Origin of the sequence: Hymenobacter saemangeumensis, assembly GCF_039541835.1 — a bacterium.
Lineage (GTDB): Bacteria > Bacteroidota > Bacteroidia > Cytophagales > Hymenobacteraceae > Hymenobacter > Hymenobacter saemangeumensis.
Genome location: NZ_BAABGZ010000028.1, coordinates 122,926 through 144,389, shown reverse-complemented (window position 1 = coordinate 144,389; position 21,464 = coordinate 122,926). Strand labels below are relative to the sequence as shown.

18 protein-coding genes are annotated in these 21,464 nt (G+C 63.0%); 11 read left to right on the top strand and 7 right to left on the bottom strand.

The annotated features are described in order from the left end of the window. Nucleotides 1-460 precede the first annotated feature (460 nt). Nucleotides 461-706, top strand: a complete 246-nt coding sequence (locus ABD919_RS13130) for a hypothetical protein (protein ID WP_345236476.1) — start codon at nt 461-463, stop codon at nt 704-706. Nucleotides 707-971: 265 nt separating this feature from the next. Here the strand turns inward: ABD919_RS13130 and ABD919_RS13125 are convergent, their stop codons facing one another. The 4 genes from ABD919_RS13125 to ABD919_RS13110 form a co-directional block, all read right to left on the bottom strand. Further along, nucleotides 972-1,286, bottom strand: coding sequence for a 2Fe-2S iron-sulfur cluster-binding protein (locus ABD919_RS13125; protein WP_345236475.1), 315 nt, complete (start codon nt 1,284-1,286; stop codon nt 972-974). A gap of 89 nt (nt 1,287-1,375) precedes the next feature. Continuing rightward, nucleotides 1,376-2,392, bottom strand: a complete 1,017-nt coding sequence (locus tag ABD919_RS13120) for an NAD(P)/FAD-dependent oxidoreductase (protein WP_345236474.1) — start codon at nt 2,390-2,392, stop codon at nt 1,376-1,378. A gap of 128 nt (nt 2,393-2,520) precedes the next feature. Continuing rightward, entirely contained in the window at nt 2,521-3,093 is a 573-nt protein-coding gene (locus ABD919_RS13115; RefSeq protein ID WP_345236473.1) for a hypothetical protein, read from the bottom strand. Between the two features lie 74 nt (nt 3,094-3,167). Further along, nucleotides 3,168-4,280, bottom strand: a complete 1,113-nt coding sequence (locus ABD919_RS13110; RefSeq protein ID WP_345236472.1) for a porin — start codon at nt 4,278-4,280, stop codon at nt 3,168-3,170. A 126-nt stretch (nt 4,281-4,406) separates the two neighbouring features. Between ABD919_RS13110 and ABD919_RS13105 the strand changes: the two genes are divergently transcribed. The 8 genes from ABD919_RS13105 to ABD919_RS13070 all read left to right on the top strand — a co-directional run bounded on the left by ABD919_RS13105 (nt 4,407) and on the right by ABD919_RS13070 (nt 16,376). Continuing rightward, the gene (locus ABD919_RS13105) at nt 4,407-5,741 is read left to right on the top strand and encodes a hypothetical protein (protein WP_345236471.1); all 1,335 of its coding nucleotides are present in this window, start codon (nt 4,407-4,409) and stop codon (nt 5,739-5,741) included. A gap of 153 nt (nt 5,742-5,894) precedes the next feature. Next, entirely contained in the window at nt 5,895-6,296 is a 402-nt protein-coding gene (locus ABD919_RS13100) for a hypothetical protein (RefSeq protein ID WP_345236470.1), read from the top strand. Between the two features lie 87 nt (nt 6,297-6,383). Next, the gene (locus ABD919_RS13095; protein WP_345236469.1) at nt 6,384-7,862 is read left to right on the top strand and encodes a hypothetical protein; all 1,479 of its coding nucleotides are present in this window, start codon (nt 6,384-6,386) and stop codon (nt 7,860-7,862) included. Between the two features lie 171 nt (nt 7,863-8,033). Beyond that, the gene (locus tag ABD919_RS13090; protein ID WP_345236468.1) at nt 8,034-11,426 is read left to right on the top strand and encodes a hypothetical protein; all 3,393 of its coding nucleotides are present in this window, start codon (nt 8,034-8,036) and stop codon (nt 11,424-11,426) included. Then, entirely contained in the window at nt 11,383-12,447 is a 1,065-nt protein-coding gene (locus ABD919_RS13085; RefSeq protein WP_345236467.1) for a hypothetical protein, read from the top strand. The genes ABD919_RS13090 and ABD919_RS13085 overlap by 44 nt, the downstream gene beginning before the upstream one ends. Nucleotides 12,448-12,596: 149 nt before the next feature. Next, on the top strand, nt 12,597-14,096 hold the full coding sequence (locus tag ABD919_RS13080; RefSeq protein ID WP_345236466.1) for a hypothetical protein: 1,500 nt from the start codon (nt 12,597-12,599) through the stop codon (nt 14,094-14,096). A gap of 115 nt (nt 14,097-14,211) precedes the next feature. Continuing rightward, nucleotides 14,212-14,871 (top strand): hypothetical protein, encoded by a 660-nt coding sequence (locus ABD919_RS13075; protein ID WP_345236465.1) that lies wholly within the window; start codon nt 14,212-14,214, stop codon nt 14,869-14,871. A gap of 191 nt (nt 14,872-15,062) precedes the next feature. Continuing rightward, a complete protein-coding gene (locus ABD919_RS13070) occupies nt 15,063-16,376 on the top strand; it encodes a hypothetical protein (protein WP_345236464.1) in 1,314 nt (437 codons plus the stop codon). A gap of 184 nt (nt 16,377-16,560) precedes the next feature. On the opposite strand, the gene ABD919_RS13065 is transcribed toward ABD919_RS13070, so the two are convergent. Together ABD919_RS13065 and ABD919_RS13060 are read right to left on the bottom strand one after the other, a co-directional pair. Next, nucleotides 16,561-17,184 (bottom strand): thioredoxin family protein, encoded by a 624-nt coding sequence (locus ABD919_RS13065; protein ID WP_345236463.1) that lies wholly within the window; start codon nt 17,182-17,184, stop codon nt 16,561-16,563. Nucleotides 17,185-17,301: 117 nt separating this feature from the next. Then, on the bottom strand, nt 17,302-17,802 hold the full coding sequence (locus ABD919_RS13060; RefSeq protein WP_345236462.1) for a TlpA disulfide reductase family protein: 501 nt from the start codon (nt 17,800-17,802) through the stop codon (nt 17,302-17,304). Between the two features lie 383 nt (nt 17,803-18,185). Here ABD919_RS13060 and ABD919_RS13055 point away from each other — a divergent pair, with 383 nt between their 5' ends. Beyond that, entirely contained in the window at nt 18,186-18,986 is an 801-nt protein-coding gene (locus ABD919_RS13055; protein WP_345236461.1) for a HipA family kinase, read from the top strand. After that, nucleotides 18,964-19,347 carry a DUF3037 domain-containing protein gene (locus ABD919_RS13050; RefSeq protein ID WP_345236460.1) on the top strand — a complete coding sequence of 128 codons (384 nt, stop codon included), beginning with the start codon at nt 18,964-18,966 and terminating at the stop codon, nt 19,345-19,347. The genes ABD919_RS13055 and ABD919_RS13050 overlap by 23 nt, the downstream gene beginning before the upstream one ends. A 291-nt stretch (nt 19,348-19,638) precedes the next feature. Here the strand turns inward: ABD919_RS13050 and ABD919_RS13045 are convergent, their stop codons facing one another. Next, nucleotides 19,639-21,396, bottom strand: coding sequence for a serine hydrolase domain-containing protein (locus ABD919_RS13045; RefSeq protein ID WP_345236459.1), 1,758 nt, complete (start codon nt 21,394-21,396; stop codon nt 19,639-19,641). Between the last annotated feature and the right edge of the window lie 68 nt (nt 21,397-21,464).

The following is a 21,464-nucleotide window of genomic DNA, read 5'->3' as shown; positions in this document are numbered from 1 at the left end:
TGCCGTTGCAGAAGCGTAGTTTTGTCTCATGGTAAATGCAGTTAGGTGAATGCTGTCAAATGTAGGTGGAATAGGCAGAAATTTGATGGGAAAAACCAGAAATCTCTATCAATTACTCCCGGTGTGCCGTGTTTTTCTGTCGAATTAGATAAAATGTAGTGGTTTTTCGCCTGTACTCGCTATTTGGGTTGCAGCGCTAGTAGCCTGGGCAGGCCGCTAAATGCATCTTATTTACACGCCGGCTTTCAGCCATCAATGGTCGCGCTAACGTACATGGGCAGCCCAGCGGCAGCGCTCAGGCCACCGCGGGGCGCAAAGCTTGCGAACAGGGATGGCGGCGTGGTGCAACTAGCTGGCTACAAACGCGTTTTTGGCTGGTTGTTGCTGGGTGTCAGGCCTGGTTGGCAAGCTGTTATTCCGTGTCGCTCAGCTTTTATCGTTCCCCTTAACCTGCATAACGATGGTACGCCTTATCACCTGTCAGCAAGCCGCCCTGCTGGTGGCTAAACGCCACGACCATGCGCTGTCGGCAGCCCAGCGCGCCGGGCTGTGGACGCATCTGCACCACTGCCGGCACTGTAGCCGCTACGCCCGGCAGTCTTCCCTGCTGGCGCAGCTGGCCCGCCATACCGCGCTGGGGCCCGTTCGGTCCCCGCTGGCACCCGTCCGGGTGCCGCCGCTACGGGTGCTCGCCGAAGCGCGGTAAGCCCTCCCAGCTAGATTGAACACAAAAGGCCCGGCAAGCTATTGCCGGGCCTTTTGCGTGCGGAAAGCATCCGCAATATTCAAGCACTGCCGTTCCGCCCGAAATTGTGCGATGCGCGCTTTAGCTGGTTGTTGCTGGTTGCTGGTTAGAACGACAACCAGCAACCAGCAACAATGAACCAGTAACAAAACCCGCTGCTACGGCAGCCACTGCCTAAGAGCAGTTACGCAGATGGTCAGCTGGAAGCTTGGTCCATAGCCGACTCCTAGTTAGCCAGCCGCACCACCAGCCCGTCGGTGCGGGGCAAGAGCCGAATCTGGCAGCTCAGCCGGCTACCCTCGTGCACCAGGGGCAGGGTTTCGAGCATGTCCAGCTCGTCGTCGCCGGGCTCGGGCAGGGCGGGGCCGGCCAGCACTTCCACGTGGCAGGTGGCGCACAGGGCCATGCCGCCGCAGGTCGCCATAATGTCGTAGCCGCTGGCTTTGAGCAGCTCCATCAGGCTCAGGCCCATGTCGGTGGGGCCAACCAGCTCCGTGCGCTGCCCGGCAGCATCTTCGACGTAAATGCGAATGTCAGTCATAAGGGAGTTATGAGTTATAAGTTATGAGTTATGAATTGTTCGTGCCATAAGGCGGTCAAATAATTCATAACTCATAACTCATAACTCTTTTACATGGATGGTGCCCCGTTTACCGTGGTGTACTTGAGGGTGTATTTTTTGTCGGGGAAGATGTACTTGAAGGCACCCTGGCACATGAGGGCCGCCTCGTGGAAGCCGCAGAGGATGAGCTTAAGCTTGCCGGGGTAGGTGTTGATGTCGCCGATGGCGTACACGCCGGGCAGGCTGGTGCTGTAGTCGAGGGTGTTCACCTTCACGGCGTCGTCTTCCAGCTCCAGGCCCCACTCGCCGATGGGCCCCAGCTTGGGCGTAAGGCCAAACAGCGGAATGAAGTGGTCGAGCTCCACGGTCTGGGTTTCGCCGCTGTTAGCAGTGATGGTTACCTGCTCCAGGTGGCCGTTGCCGTGCAGGTGGGTTACGTTGGAGCTCAGCACGAGCTTGATTTTGCCGGCCTCGGCCAGCGTTTTCACTTTCTCGGCCGAGTCAGCGGCGCCGCGGAAGGTGGTGCCACGGTGCACCAGGGTTACGTCGCTGGCCACGTTGGCCAGGAAGTTGGTCCAGTCCAGGGCCGAGTCGCCGCCGCCGGCAATCACCAGGCGCTTGCCGCGGAAGTGCTCGGGGTCGCGCACCATGTAGTGCACGCCTTTGCCGCCCTCGAACCGCTCCAGGTTTTCCACGGCCGGCTTGCGGGGCTCGAAGGAGCCCAGGCCGCCGGCAATGGCCACGGCCTTGCACAGAATCTCGGTGCCGTCGGTGGTGAAGAGCTGGAAGGAGCCGTCGTCGAGCTTGGCGAAGCGCTCCACCCGCTCGCCCAGCGTGAAGGTGGGGTGGAAAGGCTCAATCTGGCGCATGAGGTTGTCGACCAGGTCGCCGGCCAGAATCTCGGGAAAGCCTGGAATGTCGTAAATCGGCTTCTTGGGATAGATTTCCGACAGCTGCCCGCCGGGCTGGGGCAGGGCATCTACCACGTGGCAGCGGAGCTTGAGCAGGCCGGCTTCGAAAACCGCAAACAAACCAACGGGACCGGCCCCGATGATGCAGATATCAGTTGAAATAGGGTTGGGCATGAAGAGGACTTAGGTTCTTAGGTCTTAGGGCCAGCTTCATCAAAATGAGAAACCAAGCACTAAGCACCAAGCACTAAAAAGATAATGCCGCAAAGGTACGGCCCACGACGGGGGCCGCCAATTGCAACTTATTCCTCAACAGAGAAACGCAGGGAATCGTTGGGCGGAGGCCAGGAATCGAGCACCCGTGCTTCCGGGGCGGCCAAATCGTCGAGGTACTTGTCGGCCTCCCACAGGTCGCTGAAGGTGCGCACGGGCATGGCCGACTGCTCACGCGCCAGGCGGCTGTTCTTGTAGGTGTCGGCTTCGGGGCTGTGCACCTCGGCCACCTGCCGCACCCCGCGGCTCACGCACAGCTGCTGGGCCTGCACAAAGAGCTGCATAAGCTGCTCCGAGGTGCTGGGCAGGTTGGTGACGTCGGTGAGAATGGTAAAGCCGGTCTGCACCGCATCCAGCGCCTGCTGCCAGTCGGTGAGGTAGTCGGGCAGGTCCACGGCGTCGCCAAGCTCCTGGTAATGCTTGTAGAAAATCCGGTTCCGGGCAGGGTCTACGGTGAGCTGATATTCGGGGCGAAAAGCAATGAGGCGCATAAAGGAACGCCAACCGCTATAGAGCACGCCACTGCCGGCCGTTGGCTGGTTTTCAACGGCGCCAGTGCCCGACAAGTTGTAGGGCACTGGCGCCGTAACATGGAATTCCATTCCGCACTCCCGCAGCGAGGAGTGCCGCGCACCCACACGCAAGCCGCCGAATGCAGTTCCGCGCTACTTCTCCACTAAAACGACACCCCCAGCAAGGCCGTGAGGGCGGTGCTGGACAGCCACAGCTCGTCGCCGGTAGGAAAGATAAAGTCGCGGGCCTGGTACTGCTTGGCTTCCAGGCGCAGCATGGCCCGCTCGGTGGGCGCGTAGTCGAAGCCGGCCGACAGCCCGAAGGTGCGCAGGTTGTTGGGCGATGCCGTGCGCACCACCACTCCCTTGGGGTCGTGGAAGTACTCGGCCCGGAACACGGCTGCGGTTTTGGGCGTGGTCTGGAAGCGGGCTACGAGCTGCCCGGCCTGCCAGGCGTGGTAGGCGTCGCTGCCGGGGCTTTGCTGCTCCCAGCCGGCATCGGCGGCGGCCGCAATGTTCAGTGCGGGGGTGGCCTGCCAGGTCAGGTACACATCGTGGAAGTGCCGCCAGCGCAGGCTGGGGCCGGCCTCATTTTTTCCCTCGCCAAAAAAGGTGCTGTAGTTCAGGGCCAGCTTTTGGGCCGGCTTGAACTGAATTTGGCTGCCCAGGGCCTTGTTCTGGTTGTTGTCCTGAATATTCTGCCAGCCGTTCAGCACCAGGCCGGTGAACGTCCAGGTTGGGCTGGCCTCAAACGTCAGCTTGGCCCCGGTTTCGTAGTAAGGGGAGTTGTCGGCCATAATGGAGCGGGTCAGCGTGGGGTTGTCGAGGCTGCGGGCGCTTTCCAGGCCGATGTGGGAGGTGAAGATGCCGGCGTCGAGCCAGAGGCGGGGCGCCAGGCGCAGGCCCGCCCAGGCCTCGCTGACGTGCTGCAGGGTGGGGGGCTCGGCCGCGTAGTTGGCCTCCACGTAGGTGCCCGCCTGCAGGGCCAGCGCGCCGCGCACCCGCTCGTCCTGGTAGCGCACGCCCAGCAGCCCCAGGTTGAGGTTGAACTCGTTGTGGCGGTTGTGGGAGTACAGGAAGTCGGGCCGCTGCTTGTTGGCGGGGTTGGCGAAGTCGTAGCTGTAGTAGGCTTCGGCGTAGCCAAAAAAGGAGAGGGGCGAGGCCACTGCTTTGAGGGTATCGGCCTGGGGAGGCAGCGGCGGCGCTTGGGCCTGCGCCAGCAGGGGCAGCAGGGGCAGCAGGGGCAGCAGGGGCAGCAGGAGGAAAGCAAATTTCATGGAAGGCCAAAAGTACGGGTGCCGAGCCACTGCCGGCCCTGTTAATGCGCATCGGGTTTCGACCATTGGACGTTTGGCTGCGTAATGCCTATACTGCGCCCCGAAAACCTGCTTTCTGTATCTTCTATGCCCATACCCATTTGCGCGGGGCTGCCCGCGCCGCGACTGTTGCACCGCTCCGGCCTGTTTGGGGCATTCCTGGGGGTCATTATGCTGCTGGGCAGCTGCGGCGGCGATGCCACCGAAACTAAATCGGCCAAGCCGGCTAAAGGCAGCAAGCCCGCGCCGGCCGAAACTGCCGCCGCCACTCCTGAGCCCCTGCGGGTAAGCATATTCCTGGAATACTCGGGCGGCATGAAGGGCTTCGTGCCCCGCGGCGGGGCCGCCACGCCCCCCACGGAGTTTCAGCAGCGCATCGGCGCCCTTATCACCGAAACCCAGGTGAACGGGGCCGTAGCTGAGCGCAAGTATTATCTGTGTGAGAACGCCGCGCCGCGCCCAGTGAAGTTCAACGAGCTGCGCGACGTGGTGCAGGGCGAAGTAGCGCAGGCCGCGCTGGGCACCGAGCTGCCCCAGATGCTGGAAGGCATTCTGGCCCGGCCCGGCGCCACGCAGGAGGTGAGCGTGGTGATTTCCGACTTTATCTACGGCCCGGCCCGCAAATCCGACTTCTCCCAGCTGCCCAACCTGATTCGCACGTCCATCGCGCCCGTCAGCCAGCAGCAGCTGGCCGTGGCGGTGTTTGGCGAGGCGTCCAAGTTCTACGGCACCTACCACCCGGCCGTGAAGGAGCCGGTGCAGAAGCGCACCCTCAACGGCGAGAAGGTGCCTTATTATGTGTGGGTGATTGGCCCGCCCACGCAGGTAGCCCGCTACGTGGGCGAGGTGTTTCGCAACGCCCCGGCCCAGCAGGCTTACTACGGCCTGAAGCTGCCCACCCCGGCCTTCGCCCCCCTGCTCACCAAGCTTACCGACTCCAAGCTTAAGCCCAGCGGCAGCGTGTACGCCGAAAACGGTGGCCTCACCCTGGACGTGTCGGACGACCCCAGCGAGTTTACCATGGGCCTGAACCTGGCGGCGCTGCCCGCCAGCATGCAGCAGCCGGCGTTTCTGGCCCAAAACCTGCAGGTGCGCCTGCCCAACGGCCAGGCCGGCCTGGTGCCCAACTCGGTGCGCAAGCTCAGCGACGACGAGCAGGCCGGTCAGCCCACGCTCTCGCCCTACAGCCATGTGCTGCGGCTGAAAGTAAGCAAGCTGGCAGCTAAGAACGCCACCCTCAGCCTGGCCCTGCCCGCCCCGGAAACGCCGGACTGGGTTGCCGCCTGGTCGACCACCAACGACAATACGCCCGCCCCCCGCACGTTTGGCCTCGACCAGCTGCTGAGCGGCGTGCGCCTGTCGTATCCCTCGCCGCTGCCGCCCGTATTCACGGCCCAGCTGCCGTTGAAGAATGACAAGTAGTTTTTAGCTGTCAGTTGTTCGTTGTCAGTTGTCAGCTCGTTCTGATAGCTGATTTACTAGAACGGACTGACAGCTTACAACCAACAGCTGACAAGTAGCCCCGTCAGACAGCCTGACAACTGACAACGAACAACTGACAACAAACAAAACCTCATGTTCACAAGCCTGTATTCGGCCCTCATCTCCATCTTTCAAGGCCAGCGCCCGGCCGACTATGGCCTCTACAAAACCGAGCTGTTTCCGCTGGTGGGCTGGAGCACGCTGGGCATGGCCCTGCTGCTGGTACTCCTTTTTTATTACCTGTTCAACTCCATTCTGCGTACGGGCATGTTCCGCACCACGCACTGGGTGCTGACGCTGGCGTTGGCCGCCGGCCTGGGCACCTTCCTGGCCTATAACCTCAGCACCGGGCACGGCGCCGAAGGCGGCAGCTACCTCGGCTACTTTATGGTGGTAAACGCCATCGTTGGCGCCCTGTGGTTCCTGCTGTTCTCGGTGCTGCTCAAGCGCTGGAGCACCTATGCGCGGACGACGCCGTTTGTAGGGCCTTTTTAAGGGAGTTATGAGTTATGAATTATGAGTTATGGCTTGGTCATGGCTCTGGTTTGTAACTCATAACTCATAATTCATAACTCATAACTCATGAAGCTTTTCATCTTCGCCGTGGGCGGCACCGGAGCCCGTGTGCTGCGCTCCCTCACCATGCTGCTGGCCTCGGGCGTGCGCATTCCCAACTGCGAGCTGGTGGTGCCCGTGCTGATTGACCCCGACACCCAAAATGGCGACGTGACCCGCACCGTGGCGTTGCTCAAACGCTACGCCCGCATTCACGAAGCCATTTACGGCGACGGGCAAAAGGAGAAAAAAGGCTTTTTCAGCCAGCCGCTCAGCACCCTGGCCCATCTGAATACCGGTGGTGGCTCCGAGGAGCTGCGCGACTCCTTCGTGTACGACTTCGGCGGCATCAGCCAGCCCTTCCGCGACTACCTGAAGTACAACGACCTTTCCGTGGAGTCGCAGGGGCTGGTGGACTTGCTGTTTACGCCCGACAGCCTGGCGGCCAACCTCGACGTGGGCTTTCGCGGCTCGCCCAACGTGGGCTCGGTGGTGCTGAACGCCGTGGTGCAAAGCAAGGAGATGCGCTACCTGGCCCAGAGCCTGCACGAGGGCGACCGCGCCTTTTTTATCAGCTCCATCTTTGGCGGTACCGGCGCGGCCGGCTTCCCGCTGCTGGTGAAAAACCTGCGCGATGCCAACTCCCCGCTGGCTCACCCCGAAGTGCGCCGCCGCATGAAGGCCGGCGCCCTGGTGATGCTGCCCTACTTCAAGCTGCAGGAGCCCTCGGCCGACGAGAAAGCCGGCGGCAAGGACTTTATTGACTCCAACACCTTCGTTACCAAGACGAAAACGGCGCTGAGCTATTACGCCGACAACCTGCAGGGCCTGGAAGCCATGTATTACCTGGGCGACCAGCCCGGGCAGCCCCTGGCCAACCACCCCGGCCGGGCCGAGCAGCGCAACCAGGCCCACCTGCTGGAGCTGCTGGGCGCCCTGGCCGTGCCCCACTTCATGGACGTGCCCGAAAACCAGCTCGATGCCGGCCAGCCGCTCTACCACGAGTTTGGGCTGAAGTCGGACAGCACCGACGTAGACTTCGGCCAGCTGCCCACCGAGCTGCGCCAGGAAGTGGCCCGCCCCCTCATCCAGCTGCACTACTTCGCCCGCTACTTCCTCAAGCACACCCCCGAGGACGCCAAGGCGCCCTACTTCGAAGCCGGCGACCTGGCCGCGCAGCTGCGCAACAACCGCGCGCTGCGTGAGCTAAACGACTTCTTCGGCGAGTACAACGAGTGGCTGCGCGAGCTGGGCGTAAACCAGCGCCGCTACACCGCCATCCGGGCCGAGGAAATGGACTTCAACAAGATGGTGGCCGACAAAGCCATCGAAACCGGCATCTTCAGCAAAGGCATCACGCCCGGCCTGATACGCGACGAGCTAACCCGCGCCGTGGGCAAGGCCACCCTCAAGAACCCCACCGAGAACGAAGCCCTGCGCTGGGTGGTAAAGGCATTTGAGGAAGCCACCGGTGAGCTGATTGATAAGAAGCTGCAGTACACTTGATAGTTGTCACCGCCTTAGTCGTCAGTTGTTCGTTGTCAGTTGTCAGCTCGTTCTGACGGCTGCTTTTTCGGAACAATACTGACAACTGACAGCCAACAACTGACTACCTACAACCGCCTACGTCAGAACAGCCTGACAACTGACAACGAACAACTGACAACTAACCCATAGATGGCTAAAATCCTGCGTTTGCACGACACCGGCTCCAGCACCCACGAAGGGTGGGGGCCTACCGGCAAAATTGGTCCGCACGAAGTGGAGCGCCTGCTCGACCCCCAGGGCGGGCGCGCTGCCAAGGTGGCAGTGTCCATTCCTTCGCCTTTCGCCCGCATGCACCTGGTGGAAACCGCCCTGCGCTTCGTGGGCCAGTCCAACACCAGCCAGGACTCGGTGTATCACCAGCTGGTAAGCCACTTCTGGGACGTGTGGGAGCTGGTGTTCGACTACCACCAGCGCAAGCTGGCCAGCCAGCGCCTGCAAATCCGGACCTGGCGCCGCGACGAGGAGCTGGCCAAGCTGCGCCAGAACCCCGCCACCCGCCCCCTGGCCGACGTGCTGAGCTTGTACCTCGACGGGCGCTTTGCCAACCTGCGCGAGCTGCACCTGCTCTACTTCCCCGGGCCCGACGGCATTCCCCAGCTTATCGGCGGCACCTCGCCGCTTACGCTGTTCTTCCCGGCGCCTATTCAGCGGCCCCTGCCGGTGCAGCGGCCCCAGGGCGGCGGCTACTACTTCGACAACCAGTACGTGCCCCTGGCCAGCCGCGAGGCCGCGTTCCGCGACTTCGTGTACCAGCAGTTCACGGCCGACCCGGCCTTGTCGGCCCTGGCGCCGGTGGTGCGCGACGTGCTCGACCGCGGCCTGCTGCAGAAGTGGGCCATGGACGGCACCAACAGCCTCAGCAACTACCCGGTGCTGACCGACGCCCACAACAACCAGATTGACGTGGCCGGCGTGCTGCTGCGCGTGCGGCCCGACGAGGCCACCGTGCGCGGCTCCGACCTGTTTATCCGGCCCAGCCGGGCCGGGGTGGCCGGGCCGCTGCCCATCGTGCTGCGCCCGGGTCTCAAGGCCGTAGGGAAGAAGTACTACAACGAAACCCTGTTTGCCGACAGCGGCGCCATTGTGCCGGCCTCGGATGCCCGCCCCCTGAAGGAGCGCACCCTGCCCGGGCCGGAGCTGCCCTACCCGTACCTGACGGTAAACGACCTGCTGGAAGACACCCTGCTGGTGGTGCCCTACGAGGTAGACGAAAGCCGCTTCTTCTGCGGGCAGGTGAAGATTGCGCCCGGCTTCCGGCCCAACAACTGGCCCCTGCTGCCCTTGCGCCCGGCTTACTTCGACTACTTTACGCCCCAGGACTTGGCCGAGCACCTGAGCGTGGAGCTGGACCCGGCCTGCGTGCGGGTGCGCTTGCGCATTCCCGTAAGCAGCGGCGACTACGTGGACTACGAGCGGGCCTACTACCCCAACCCGCAGAGCGACAACCTGGGCCAGCTGCGCGTGACCAACCTGGCCTTGTCCATCTTCCCCTTCGTGAAGGTGATGGACGCGCCCCAGTACAACGACTTCTACAAGGTGATGCTGGTAGATGCCAACAACATCGACCCCAGCATGGTCACCAAAAAGGTGGACCTGCGCTTCTGGGTGAACGGGCGCCCGCTCAGCGACACCGGCACCGACCAGGCCGCCACTCGCTACGAGCGCAACCCCAAAACCAGCCAGGACGAAGGCAGCGCTTACTACGAAGTGCGCGGCACCCACTTCGACTACCTGGAAGTGCTGAACCCCGCCCCGGCCGCGGGCCGCGCCCTCGTCATTCCAAAGTGGCCCGAGGTGCGGCAGAGCACCCGTGAGTTCCGCTTTGCCATCGACTTCGGCACCACCAACACCCACGTGGCCATGCAGGCCGACGCCGGGCAGGAGCCGCGCCCCTTCAGCTTCGGGCTGCAGGATACGCCGGTGGCCCTGCTGAAAAAGAGCACCGACGAGCCCGACCGCACGCCCTACGAGCGCCTGTACCGCGGCATCGACGACGACCCCGCCAACTACGTGCAGATTAAGCGCTGGCAGCAGTACCAGGAGCGCGAGTTTGTGCCGCCGCTGCTGGGGGCCGACACCTCGCCTTTCGCCTTCCCGGCGCGTACGGCCACTTACGAGGCCAGCAACTACGCCACCCAGGAGCTGAGCGTGCTCGGCAACATCAACATCGCCTTCGGCATCATCACCGAAGAGCAGCGCCGGCCCAACTACCGCACCAACCTGAAGTGGGACAACTCGCTGAACCAGGCCAACAGCAACCGCGTGCGGGCCTTTTTCAAGGAGCTGCTGCTGCTCTGCCGCGCCAAGGTGGCCCTGAACGGCGGCAACATCGGCGCCACGCAAATCACCTGGTTTGCCCCGCTGAGCTTTTCCACCTACCAGCGCAACCTCTACCAGCGCGAGTGGGACAGCCTCTTCCACGAGGTGTTTCATACCAGCAACTCCATGCCCTGCATGGTGGAAAGCACGGCGCCGTACTACTTCCTCACCCGCCGCAACATCGTGACGCTGGGCCCGGGCGAAAACGCGGCTTTCATCGACATCGGGGGCGGCACCACCGACGTGCTGCTGTACGCCGACCGCAAGCCGGTGCTGAGCACCTCCTTCCGCTTTGCCGGCAACGACCTGTGGGGCGACGGCGGGGCCGAGGTGCGCGGCGCCAAAGACAACGGCCTGGTGCGCTTCGGCGTGGCCGGCGTGCAGAGCGCCGTGCTCAGCCCCGCCGCCCGCCGCGCCCGCGAGTACGTGCTGGTAGCGGAGGGCACCGAGAACTTCGGCTCCGAAGACGTGGCCAGCTTCCTGTTCAGCTACGACCAGCTGCTGGGCTACAGCGAGCGGCTGCTGCGGGCCGAGCACCTGCGCGTGCTGTTCTTCCTGCACTTCGGCGCCCTGATTTACCACGTGGCGCAGGTAGTGACGGCCAATGGGCAGCAGCTGCCGCGCTACCTCTGCTTCACCGGCCGCGGCAGCCTCTACATCCGCCTGCTGGCCGCCGGCGCCAACCTGCAGCCGGTAGAGCGCCTGGCCCGGATGATTATGGAAAAAGCCACCGGGCAAACAGTGCCCTCCGACTTCCGCATCAAGCTGGCCGACGACCCCAAGCAAACCACCGCCAACGGTGGCGTGCTGGCCACCGGGCAGATGCCCGAAGACCCGCCCATGGTGCGCCCCGTAGGCACCGGCACCGAAACCGACCAGGGCGAGCATTTCCTGCACCCGGCTGAGGTAACCGACGACACCAAGCAGGCCGTGCTGGCCAACGTGCGCGCCTGCCTCAAGCTGCTGCTCGAAGACCGCGAAATCATGCGCCTGCAAGCCGACCTGGGCGTGAAAAACAACCCCGGCGTGGTAATGGAAACCCTGGAGCGCCACCTGGCCGACTCCTTCAACCTGTACCGGCAGCAGTATGCCGACACCCTGCGCGATGGCGATGCCATCCCGGAGACGCTGTTTTTCCTGCCCTTTAAAAATGCCTTGTATGAACTGTCCAAAGTGCTGGTCGAGTCGCAGCCCCTGGCCTAAGCCAGCGCTGCTGGTGCTGCTGGCTGGCCTGCTTTGGAGCAGCCCGGTGGCGCTGGCGCAGCCGCCTCAGTCAGAAGAAATACGCCTGAACGCGGAGGGCACGGCCCAGCCGGCAGATGGCATGACATCGGCGCAGCGCGAGGCCATGACCACGGCAAGCCAGGCCGAGCTGCAGGCCCCGGCCCCGGTGCCGGCCCCGGTTGCTGCGCCCACCGATGGGCCTAAGCACAAAGCAGTAGGCCAGGAAGAAAATGATACCTGGAAATGGGGGCTGGGCATATTCCTGGGCTTAGTGCTGGGCTTCATCCTGGCTCGGATACTGAGCACCAAGCCCAAGGTGATAATTCAGACCCAGGATACGGACGCCTCCACCCGCCGCCACCGCCACCAGCGGGGGGCGGGCTCTAACCCGGCCAGCCGTGAAGAGCAAAAAATGAGCAAGTCCCTGAACCAGGAGTTTCTGAAGGGGCCTATGCGGGCTAACCCGGCCAATAAGCCCCCCCGGGAGGGCTCAGAGACGGCCCCGGCACGACGGCCGGCTCCCGCAGAAAACAAGCCTAAAACAACCCCACCAACTTCTGCCAAAGCAGCCCGGCCCATGAACGAGAACACCACTTCAAATCCACCTGCGTCCGTGCCAGTGCCCCCGTCAATCACGGAGCTGATTGACGACAGCGCCGCCCTGCCGGCGGCCGCGGCTGGGCCGGTTCAGTTTTACGCGCCGGCGCCCGACGTGCCCAGCATCGAGCACCGCAAACTCAGCCCCAACCCGCTGCCCCAGATGCCGCTGCTTATCAAGCTGACGCATCCCGAAGCCACCAAAGCTGAGTATTCCTTCAGCCCCCAGGCCGACCAGTCGCGCATTATTGGCAACGGCGTGCGGGAGCTGAAGGAGTTTTTTGCCTTCGACCTGCCGCCCACCGAGCAGTTCACTTCCATCAAAAACCTGAGCCCGGGCAAGCTGGAAAAGCGCGACGACACCTGGCACGTGGTTCAGAAAGCTACCATTGCGCTCAGCTAAGCGTCAGTACAGAGTATGCAGTAGTAAGTATTGGATGTCTGGTTGTCAATACTCTCTTTTCAGCCACTGAGGACTGCCAGGGGCTATAGCTGGTAAATTGTAGCGCACACAATACTTACTACTACTGCATACTTACTACTCAATACCTTATGCTCATTGTTGAAATTCTGCTGATACTGGCGCTGGTGGGCTGGCAGGCGGTGGTGTTCTGGCGCAACCGGCAGCTGGTGCAGCGCCTGGAGCACATGTATCCCGAGCCCGGCCGCATTGCCGTGCAGCCCATTGTGCTGCCCTACACCGGTGGCGACCTGAGCAAAAACCCGGATATCAGCTACGACGCGCTGATTGCCAACAACCCCTCGCCCGAGTTCGGGCAGATTGTGGCCGACACCAACGAGTACCTGCTGAATAACCGCGGCGCGGCGGCCGACTTCGGCATTCTCAAGGATATTTCGGAGCGCCACGCCGAGTCGCTCGACGACGAGATACAGGCCCAGATTGCCACGCCGCTGTACCTGGGCTTGCTGGGCACCTTTACCGGGGCCATCCTGGGGCTGGTGGCCCTGGTGGGCAACCCCTTTGCCGAGGTGTCGGCTAACCCGGCGGCCGATACCTCCTTCAGCAACAACGACGTGCAGCGCTTCCTGGGCGGGGTGCTCATTGCCATGGTGGGCAGCCTTATCGGCTTGGCCTTCACCCTGGCCGGCAACCACCTGCTGAAGCAGGCCCGCGCCGTGCGCGACCGGTATAAGAACGCCTACTACACCGTGCTGCAGAAGTCGCTGCTGCCCAAGCTCAACTCCGACATGCAAACCGGAATGAGCAACCTGAAGGCCGTGCTCGATACCTTCAATACCGACTTCTTCAGCAAGATTCAGAACGACTTCTTCAGCAAAATCAGCGAGTTTACGCCGCTCATTGCCAGCATTACCGACAACATCAGCATCCAGAAAAACTTTCTGGAGAAGATTGAGCAGATTGGCTACTCCGAGCTGGCCAACGCCACCATCAAGGTGTTTGACCGGGTGGACGAAAGCGCCCAGACCTTCGAGAAGTTTCTGGGCTACCAGCAGGCCCTGAATAACACCGTGACTCACGGGGCCGAGGTGGCCCAGGTGATTGTGGCCCTGCTCAACCGGCTGAAGGCCGTGGAAGAGGGGCTGGCCAGCGTGCCGCAATATCTGCAGCAGCACGACGATGCCCTGCGCCAGCAAGTGGCTTTCTTTAGCCAGCACGGCAAGCTGCTCAACGACCTGGGCGCCCAGATACGCCAGGGCCTGAGCGAGGGTGTGCACAAAATCGACACCGAGCTCGATGCCCGCCTGCTGGAGCTGCAGCGCGAAGCCAGTGCCGCCCACGAAGCCTGGCAGCAGCACTTCCGCCGCCTCAACCAGGACAACGTGTACCAGAAAATTACCGAGTACCTCAACCCCTTCACCCAGCTGCCCGAGCAGCAGAAGGCCCTCAACATCATTCAGGAGCGCCAGGCCCTGCAAACCAACCGCGCCCTGGAGCAGCTCGAGCGCCGCCTGGCCGCCGACACCGAGCTGCAGCAGCAGCTCCTGCAACAGGTAGCCCGCACCAACAAAGTGCTGGAAGAGCTGACCAAGCCCAACTGGTTTCAGCGGACGCTGCTGGGGAAAAAGTAAGTTTTTAAGTTGTCAGTTGTTCGTTGTCAGTTGTCAGTCTGTTCTGGTAAATCTGACGTCGGAACATTGACTCCACAACCCTGACAACTAACAACCAATAACTGACAACCAAAAAATGAAAGAAAGCAGGGACTTCTTCTGGCCGAGCTACGTGGACCTGATGACGGCCCTGTTTCTCACCATGCTGGTGATGTTCGTGCTGAGCTACAAGCTGTTCAAAGACAAGCAGCGCGACAACGAGCAGCTGATTTACGACCTGAAGGTGCAGGTGGAGGAGAAGCGCAAGCTCGACGAGATAAAGCAGGCCCTGCAGCGGCTGGAGAGCAACTACTTCACCTACAACCAGCGCTACAAGCGCTACGAACTGAACTTCCCGGTTACGTTTGCGCCCAAAAGCGACGTGCTGCCGGCCGAAGCCCAGGCCCCGCTGGTGAAGGCCGGGCGCTTTCTGCTAAGCCAGATGCAGGCCCTGAAAAGCGACGACAACGTGCAGTACCTTATCGTGGTGGAAGGCCGGGCTGCCAAAGACCTGCGCTACCCCGATAATGCCCCCCAGAACCTCGACGGGCCAGCGGTGCGCGAGCTGAGCTACAACCGCGCCATGGCTGTAATTCGCCTCTGGGAGCAGGCCGGCCTGCGCTTTCCCGCCAACCTGGAAGTGGTGGCTGCCGGCAGCGGCTTCCGCGGGGCCGGCCGCTACACCGGCCGGGAAGAAGCCCTGAACAAGCGCTTCATCATTCAGATTCAGCCCAAGATAGGCTCGATAGGTAAGTAGTTTTGGGGGCTGAAAGCCAGTAAGGCCAGGCCCGGCCGGCACCCGGCGCAGGAGAGGGGCGGCCGCGCATCGTACTTTTGACGGCTGCGATGCCAGGGAAGAATCGCCTCATAGAAGCTTCTGAATACCTTCGGAAACGCAAGAAGAGAGGTTTGCTAAGCTTGCCTGAGCCCGCTCGCTACTCCTTGTTCATGAAGAAAATTCTGGCGCTTGCCCTCGCCGCTCTGCCACTGCTGGCCCCGGCCCAAACCCTGAAAGACGGCAAGCTCACCCTCAACACCGACGGCAGCCGCTACGTCAAGCTCACGCTGCTCAACCAGGGCTGGGCCCGCTACAACCAAAGCAATACCGGTACCCGGCTCTTTGGCGAAAACAAGCCCCACACCTTCGACCTGGGCATCCGCCGCTTCCGCCTGCAGTTTTTCGGGCAGCTCACCGACCGGGTGTTCATCTACTCGCAGGTGGGCATGAACAACTTCAACTACCTCTCCGAGCGCAAGGCCGGCTTTTTCGTGCACGACGCCACCGGCGACTACGCCGTGGTGAAAAACCACCTTTCCGTGGGCCTGGGCCTGAGCGGCTGGAGCGGCCTGGCCCGCTTTGCCTCGCCCTCGGCCGGCACCATCCTGGGGGTCGATGCTCCGTTGGTGGAGCAGGCCACCAACGACGTAACCGACCAGTTTCTGCGCAAGCTCAGCTTCTACGCCAAGGGCAAGGTAAGCCGGCTCGACTACCGCCTGGCCGTGGCCAGCCCCATGGCCATTCAGCGCTCGGCGGGCTACAACGCCACTGTTAGCCGGGTAGCCAGCTTCTCGGCCCGGCCGCCGCAGCCGCAGTTCCTGGGCTACCTGCAGTGGCAGTTTCGGGACCAGGAAAGCAACCTCACGCCGTACACGGTAGGCACCTACCTGGGCAAAAAGCGCGTGCTGAACGTAGGCGCCGGCTTCGTGGCCCAGCCCAGGGCCATGTGGTACCGCGCCGACAACGGCCGCGACACCCTAAGCCAGGCCATGTCGCAGCTGGCTGTCGACCTGTTCTACGATGCCCCCGTCGACACTACCCGGGGTGGGCCCAGCGTGAGCTTCTACGCCACGGCCATACGCTTCGACTTCGGCCCGAACTACCTGCGCAACCTTGGCGTGATGAACCCGGCCGCCGGCGGCACCGTGCCGGCTACCATCCTAAACGGGCCCGGCAATGCCCTGCCGCTCTACGGCAGCGGCAACGTGCTCTACACCCAGCTGGGCTACAAGCTGCGCGACAACCTGCTGGGCGAAACCACCCTCATGCCCTACGCCAGCTACCAGCTGGCCCGCTACGAGCGCCTCACCGACAACCTGCACTACTACGACCTGGGCCTGAACTGGCTGCTGGCCGGCCACGCCGCCAAGTTCACCCTCAGCTACCAGAACCGCCCCGTGTACCAAACCCTGGCCAACGGCGACAACGTGGTGGAGTCGCGCAAAAGCGCCGTGGTACTGCAGTACCAGGTGTTGTTTAATTAGGGAAGCAGGGGCGCTAGCTGAAAGAAAAAAGAACGTCATGCTGAGCGGAGCGCAGCGGAATCGAAGCATCTCTACCACGAGAGTAAATCCTTTCGATTGGATTACTGCTGCGGGCAAGAGGCTTAGCCTCCGCCTGCGGCTCCGCTCAGCATGACGTTCTTTTTTCTTTTGTGAGAGGCCTTTGCTATGCCTTCTTCCACTTGATGCCACAGCCCACGGCTTTGGTGGAGCTGGTGGAGGCGGGCTTGCCGGCCATGAGCTCGCTCATGGCGGTTTCCACGTACTTGCTGGTGGCCGCCGTGCCGTCCTCGGTGTTGTTGTCGATGGCGCCGATGTAAGCCACTTTGAAGTCGGCCCCGCTGCGGGTGATGATGTACACGTGGGGCGTTTTGGTGGCGCCGTAGGTACGGGCCACTTCCTGGGTTTCGTCGAGCAGGTAGGGGAAGCCGTACTTCTTCTCCTTGGCCTGCTTCTGCATCTCCGCAAAGGAGTCGCCGGGCACAATCTGCGGGTCGTTGGGGTTGATGGCCACCACCGGGTAGCCCTGCGGCGCATACTTCTGGTGCAGGGCCACAATGCGCTGCTCATAGGCCTTGGCGTAGGGGCAGGTGTTGCAGGTAAACACCACGATGTAGCCTTTGGCCGCCTTGTTGTCGGCCAGCGACACCATCTTGCCGTCCACGTTTTTCAGCTTGAAGTCCATGGCGCTGTCGCCCACCTGATAGCCGGCGGGAGTGAGCAAACCCAGGAAGCTGCTCAGCGAAAGCAGCAAGCCCAGCAGGGCAAACGAAAGCAGGGATTTTTTCATAGGTGAAGAAGTGGTTGTTGGGTTTTAGTTGTCAGTTGTTCGTTGTCAGTTGTCAGGCTGTTCTTGCAAAGCAGCCGTCAGAACAACCTGACAACTGACAACGAACAACTGACAACTCTAAAGAGAAAAAGTCCGCTTCAGCTCCGCTTCCAGCTCGGCCAGGGTGAGGGGGCGCTCGAAGGACTTGCGCTGCTTGCGGGCGTTGTTGAAGATAAGCGTGAAGGGCAGTGCCCCCGACCAGGCCGGGTCTACCTGGTCGATGAAAACGTTGGGGTCGGTTTCGTTGAGCAGCCAGACCGGGGAGGCCAGGCGCCGCTGCTGCACGAAGGGCTGCACCTTGCTTTCAAGCTTGGAGCGGAAATCGAGGCTGATGAGCAGCACCTGCACCTTATCGCGCCGGTGCCGGGCCCGCAGCTGCTCGAAGGCCGGCAGCTCTTCCAGGCAGGGCTTGCACCAGGTAGCCCAGAAGTTCACCACGTAGGTAGTGTCGCCGGGCCGGGCCAGCAGGCGCTGCAGCTCCGGCAGCTTCACCACCCGCACCTGCTGGGCCAGGGCCGGCGAAGCCAGACTCAAAAAGCCTGGTAGGAGGAAGAGCAGCAGAAAGCGGCGAGCGGGCATCTGATTGTGAGTAAAGTAGCCGGACAGAAGACACGCTCGCGGTGGAAAAGTTGCGCGCTGCGAGCAGAGCGCTGTTTTCCCATCATAAGGAACAACCCTAAGTCCTAAGCTCTCTCCTCTAAGCCCTGTTTCTCCTATCTAATCCGAGTTGCGAGCTTGATGGCGCGGGGCTGTGCCCCGTGACTATTGTTCGCAGGCCTCTGGCCTGCAGCCGTCAGAACATCTCTCTAAGTCGTTCTAGCGTCGCCGGCCAGAGGCCGGCCAATAGCCGGCACGGGGCAGAGCCCCGCGCCATCAGTCCCGCAACTTGGCTTTTCTAAGCCCTTTTTCCATAGCCGCCGTAATTATCCGTCCTTTGCAGCTTCCATTCTAACTCCCTGCCTATGCCGGTGGATATTTCAGCGCTGCGCAGCGTGGACGTAACGCGCTACGTGACGCCCTTGCGCGAGGGCGGCTCCCTGCCCGCCCTGGTCGAAGCCGACGACGGCTTTCTCTACGTGCTTAAGTTTCGGGGCGCCGGGCAAGGCGTGAAGGCCCTGATTGCCGAGCTGATTGTGGGCGAGCTGGCCCGTGCTTTGGGTTTGCGCGTGCCCGAGCTGGTGTTCTGCCAGCTCGACGAAGCATTCGGGCGCAGCGAGCCCGACGAAGAAATCCAGGACTTGCTGCGCGCCAGCACCGGCCTCAACCTGGGGCTGCACTACCTCAGCGGCGCCATCACCTTCGACCCGCTGGTGACGACCATTGAGCCCCGGCTGGCCTCACAGATTGTGTGGCTCGACAGCCTCACGCTGAACGTAGACCGCACCGTGCGCAACACCAACATGCTGATGTGGCACCGCGAGCTGTGGCTGATTGACCACGGCGCAGCCTTGTATGTACACCACGCCGGCCCCGGCTGGGAGCAGCCCGGCCGCGCCCGCAGCTTTGCCCAGGTGAAAGACCACGTGCTGCTGCCCCACGCCAGCGAGCTCGACGCAGCCGATGCCGACGCCCGGGCCCGCCTCACGCCCGAGCTGATTGAAGCCATTGTGGCCAAGGTGCCCGACGACTGGCTGGCCGGCGTAGCCACTCCCGCCTCGCCCGACGAGCAGCGTGCCGCCTACGTGCGGTTTCTGACGGCCCGCCTGGCCGCATCCTCCACCTTTGTTCAGGAAGCCCAAGATGCCCGACAAGCACGTATTTGAGTACGCCGTTCTGCGCGTAGTGCCGCGCGTCGAGCGCGAAGAGTTTCTCAACGTGGGCGTGATTGTGTACTGCCGCGGCCTGGGCTTTCTGCAAACCCGCTACCATCTGCCCCCGGCCCGCCTGCAGGCCTTCGCCCCGGGTCTCGACGTGGACGAGCTGGTGGAGCGCCTGCGCGCCTTCGAGCGCATCTGCCAGGGCCGGCCCGAGGGCGGCGCCATCGGGCAGCTGCCTCCGCACGAGCGGTTCCGCTGGCTTACGGCCACGCGCAGCACCGTGGTGCAGACCTCGCCCGTGCACCCCGGTATGTGCGCCGACGGCCCGGCCACCCTGGCCCGGCTCTACGCCCAGCTGGTGGAATAAGCGGGAACCGGGTACTGGTTGCTGGTTAACAGTTCCTGGTTTCTTGTTGCCAATTCCTGGTTTCTACAGCGGATTTCAGGTTTTAGTATGGGGCAGCTCTGTGCCTCCCCCTCTCCTTTTCGAAGAGGGGGGTGGGGGGTGAGGCGACCACCAGAACAATGCCCTACAGCAACCTGAGAACCGCAATAGGTGCTGGTTTATGGTAACTCGTTCCTGATTTATGGTTCTTACGCCGCCTAGCTGTTCTGTGGCCAGGAACAAGAAACCAGAAACCAGAAACCAAGAACCCGGCTATTCCTTCACGAAGCGCAACAAATCCTCCCGCTCTTCGCGCACGATGCGCAGCACGTATTGCCCGGGCGGCAGGTCGCGCACGGGCAGGGGCTTGTTGGGTTCCAGTTCGCCTTTCTGCACCAGGCCGCCCTGCTGCGTGAACAAGTGGTAGAGCAGGTTGCGGGAGGTGCCGGCAACGTGCACCTCACCCAGGGCCGGGTTGGGGTAGAGGGTCAGCGGCGACGAGTGCGCCAGCTCCTCGGGGGTCAGCACCAGCTGGGGGTTGCCGTCGAGGGTATAGATGGGGCGGAAGGCCGTGCTGCTGTCCTGGCGGTACTCCACCACCCGGGCATAGTAGCTGCGCTGCGGGTCGAGCCGGGCGAGCAGGGCCGTGCTGCCAGGGCCGTTGGCCGCTACCAGGGTGCCATCGGGCAGCTCCCGGCCCACCGGGTAGGACGTGCCATCCAGGGGAAAGGAGGTGCCGGCTTTGTCGGGGCGCAGCAGCAGCAGGCGGCCGGTGCCGCTGCCGTTCACCCAGCTCAGCTGGGCAAAGGCCGAGTCGGAGCTGCTGGCCCGCAGCAGGCCGGCATTCATCTCGGGCGCAAACAGGTCGTGGGCGGGCCAGCTGCTCGCATCCCGAATCCAGCTGTTGCCCAGCTCCTGCAGCTCCCGCCAGAACTGGGCCGAGCCCGAGCCGGTGTTCAGCAGAATGGCCCAGGTGTAGCCGCTGGGGGCGCGGGTAACCAGGCTGGCCGTGCCGTCGAGCAGGCCGCTGTGCCACCAGGTGTCGCCGTGCACCATCCAGCCCAGGCCGTACCAGGTAGACACGGCCGAGGGCTGCACCATGCTGCGCAGGGTGGCCGGCGCCAGCAGGTCGGGCCGGGAAGGCAGCCCGTCGGCGGCCAGGGCCAGGCGCACCAGGTCGCGGGCCGAGAACAGCCAGCCGCCGTGGGCATTCATGGCTTCGAGGTGAATGCCGCCGTCGGCCGCGGGCACCCGCCGGGCCGGCGCAAACGCCGAGGGCATCTGGTAGCGGCTGTCGTAGCTGCTTTCCCGCTCGCCGCGCTGGGCGGGCAGGCTGCGGCCCAGGCGCGCTTCCAGGATGCCGCTGGGCAGCAGCACGTGCTCGCGCACCCAGTCTTCGTAGGGCCGGTGCGTGACGGCCTCCAGCACCTTGCCCAGCACCAGGTAGCCCACGTTGGAGTAGGCAAAGCGGGTGCCGGGGGCAAAGTTGAGGCCCTGCCGCAGCATGTAGCGGACAAGGGTGGAGTCGCCCACGGGGTTGGGCACGCGCATCACGCGCGCCACCTGGGTCGGAAAGTCGATGGGGTCGCAGGTGCTGTGCCCATCGCAGCCCTGGCTGCGGTCCCAGCCGGCGCTGTGCTCCAGCAGGTGCTGCACGGTGATGTCGTACAGGCGCGGGTCCTGTATCTCGCGGGTGTACGCCGGCCCGCTGAGCAGGCCCTGGGGGCCAAAGACCTTATCGCTGAGGTGGAGCTGGCCGGTTTCCACCAGCTTCATCACGGCCAGGGCCGTCACGGGCTTCGACACGCTGGCTACCCGCAGCAGGTGGTAGGGCTGCAGGGGAAGGGAGTGAGCCGCATCGGCGTAGCCAAAGGCGCGGTTGTACACTAACTGCCCGTCTTTGCTGATGGCCACGGAGGCCCCGCGAACTTTCCAGCGCCGCATAAAGTCCTGCACCGACTCGTCGCAGTGGGCCAGCTCGGGCACGGCCACGCCCGTTTGCGCCAAGCTTTGCAGGCACAGTAAACCCAAAAGAAGCGTGAACAGTGTTTTCAACCCCGAATAATACTAAGTCAGCTGCACGGTGTTATCAATTAAGC

What these genes read in the sequence shown, in the direction of transcription:
- ABD919_RS13130 (WP_345236476.1), top strand. Translation starts at nt 461, where the DNA reads ATGGTACGCCTTATCACCTGTCAGCAAGCCGCCCTGCTGGTGGCTAAA.
- ABD919_RS13125 (WP_345236475.1), bottom strand. Translation starts at nt 1,286, where the DNA reads ATGACTGACATTCGCATTTACGTCGAAGATGCTGCCGGGCAGCGCACG.
- ABD919_RS13120 (WP_345236474.1), bottom strand. Translation starts at nt 2,392, where the DNA reads ATGCCCAACCCTATTTCAACTGATATCTGCATCATCGGGGCCGGTCCC.
- ABD919_RS13115 (WP_345236473.1), bottom strand. Translation starts at nt 3,093, where the DNA reads ATGGAATTCCATGTTACGGCGCCAGTGCCCTACAACTTGTCGGGCACT.
- ABD919_RS13110 (WP_345236472.1), bottom strand. Translation starts at nt 4,280, where the DNA reads ATGAAATTTGCTTTCCTCCTGCTGCCCCTGCTGCCCCTGCTGCCCCTG.
- ABD919_RS13105 (WP_345236471.1), top strand. Translation starts at nt 4,407, where the DNA reads ATGCCCATACCCATTTGCGCGGGGCTGCCCGCGCCGCGACTGTTGCAC.
- ABD919_RS13100 (WP_345236470.1), top strand. Translation starts at nt 5,895, where the DNA reads ATGTTCACAAGCCTGTATTCGGCCCTCATCTCCATCTTTCAAGGCCAG.
- ABD919_RS13095 (WP_345236469.1), top strand. Translation starts at nt 6,384, where the DNA reads ATGAAGCTTTTCATCTTCGCCGTGGGCGGCACCGGAGCCCGTGTGCTG.
- ABD919_RS13090 (WP_345236468.1), top strand. Translation starts at nt 8,034, where the DNA reads ATGGCTAAAATCCTGCGTTTGCACGACACCGGCTCCAGCACCCACGAA.
- ABD919_RS13085 (WP_345236467.1), top strand. Translation starts at nt 11,383, where the DNA reads ATGAACTGTCCAAAGTGCTGGTCGAGTCGCAGCCCCTGGCCTAAGCCA.
- ABD919_RS13080 (WP_345236466.1), top strand. Translation starts at nt 12,597, where the DNA reads ATGCTCATTGTTGAAATTCTGCTGATACTGGCGCTGGTGGGCTGGCAG.
- ABD919_RS13075 (WP_345236465.1), top strand. Translation starts at nt 14,212, where the DNA reads ATGAAAGAAAGCAGGGACTTCTTCTGGCCGAGCTACGTGGACCTGATG.
- ABD919_RS13070 (WP_345236464.1), top strand. Translation starts at nt 15,063, where the DNA reads ATGAAGAAAATTCTGGCGCTTGCCCTCGCCGCTCTGCCACTGCTGGCC.
- ABD919_RS13065 (WP_345236463.1), bottom strand. Translation starts at nt 17,184, where the DNA reads ATGAAAAAATCCCTGCTTTCGTTTGCCCTGCTGGGCTTGCTGCTTTCG.
- ABD919_RS13060 (WP_345236462.1), bottom strand. Translation starts at nt 17,802, where the DNA reads ATGCCCGCTCGCCGCTTTCTGCTGCTCTTCCTCCTACCAGGCTTTTTG.
- ABD919_RS13055 (WP_345236461.1), top strand. Translation starts at nt 18,186, where the DNA reads ATGCCGGTGGATATTTCAGCGCTGCGCAGCGTGGACGTAACGCGCTAC.
- ABD919_RS13050 (WP_345236460.1), top strand. Translation starts at nt 18,964, where the DNA reads ATGCCCGACAAGCACGTATTTGAGTACGCCGTTCTGCGCGTAGTGCCG.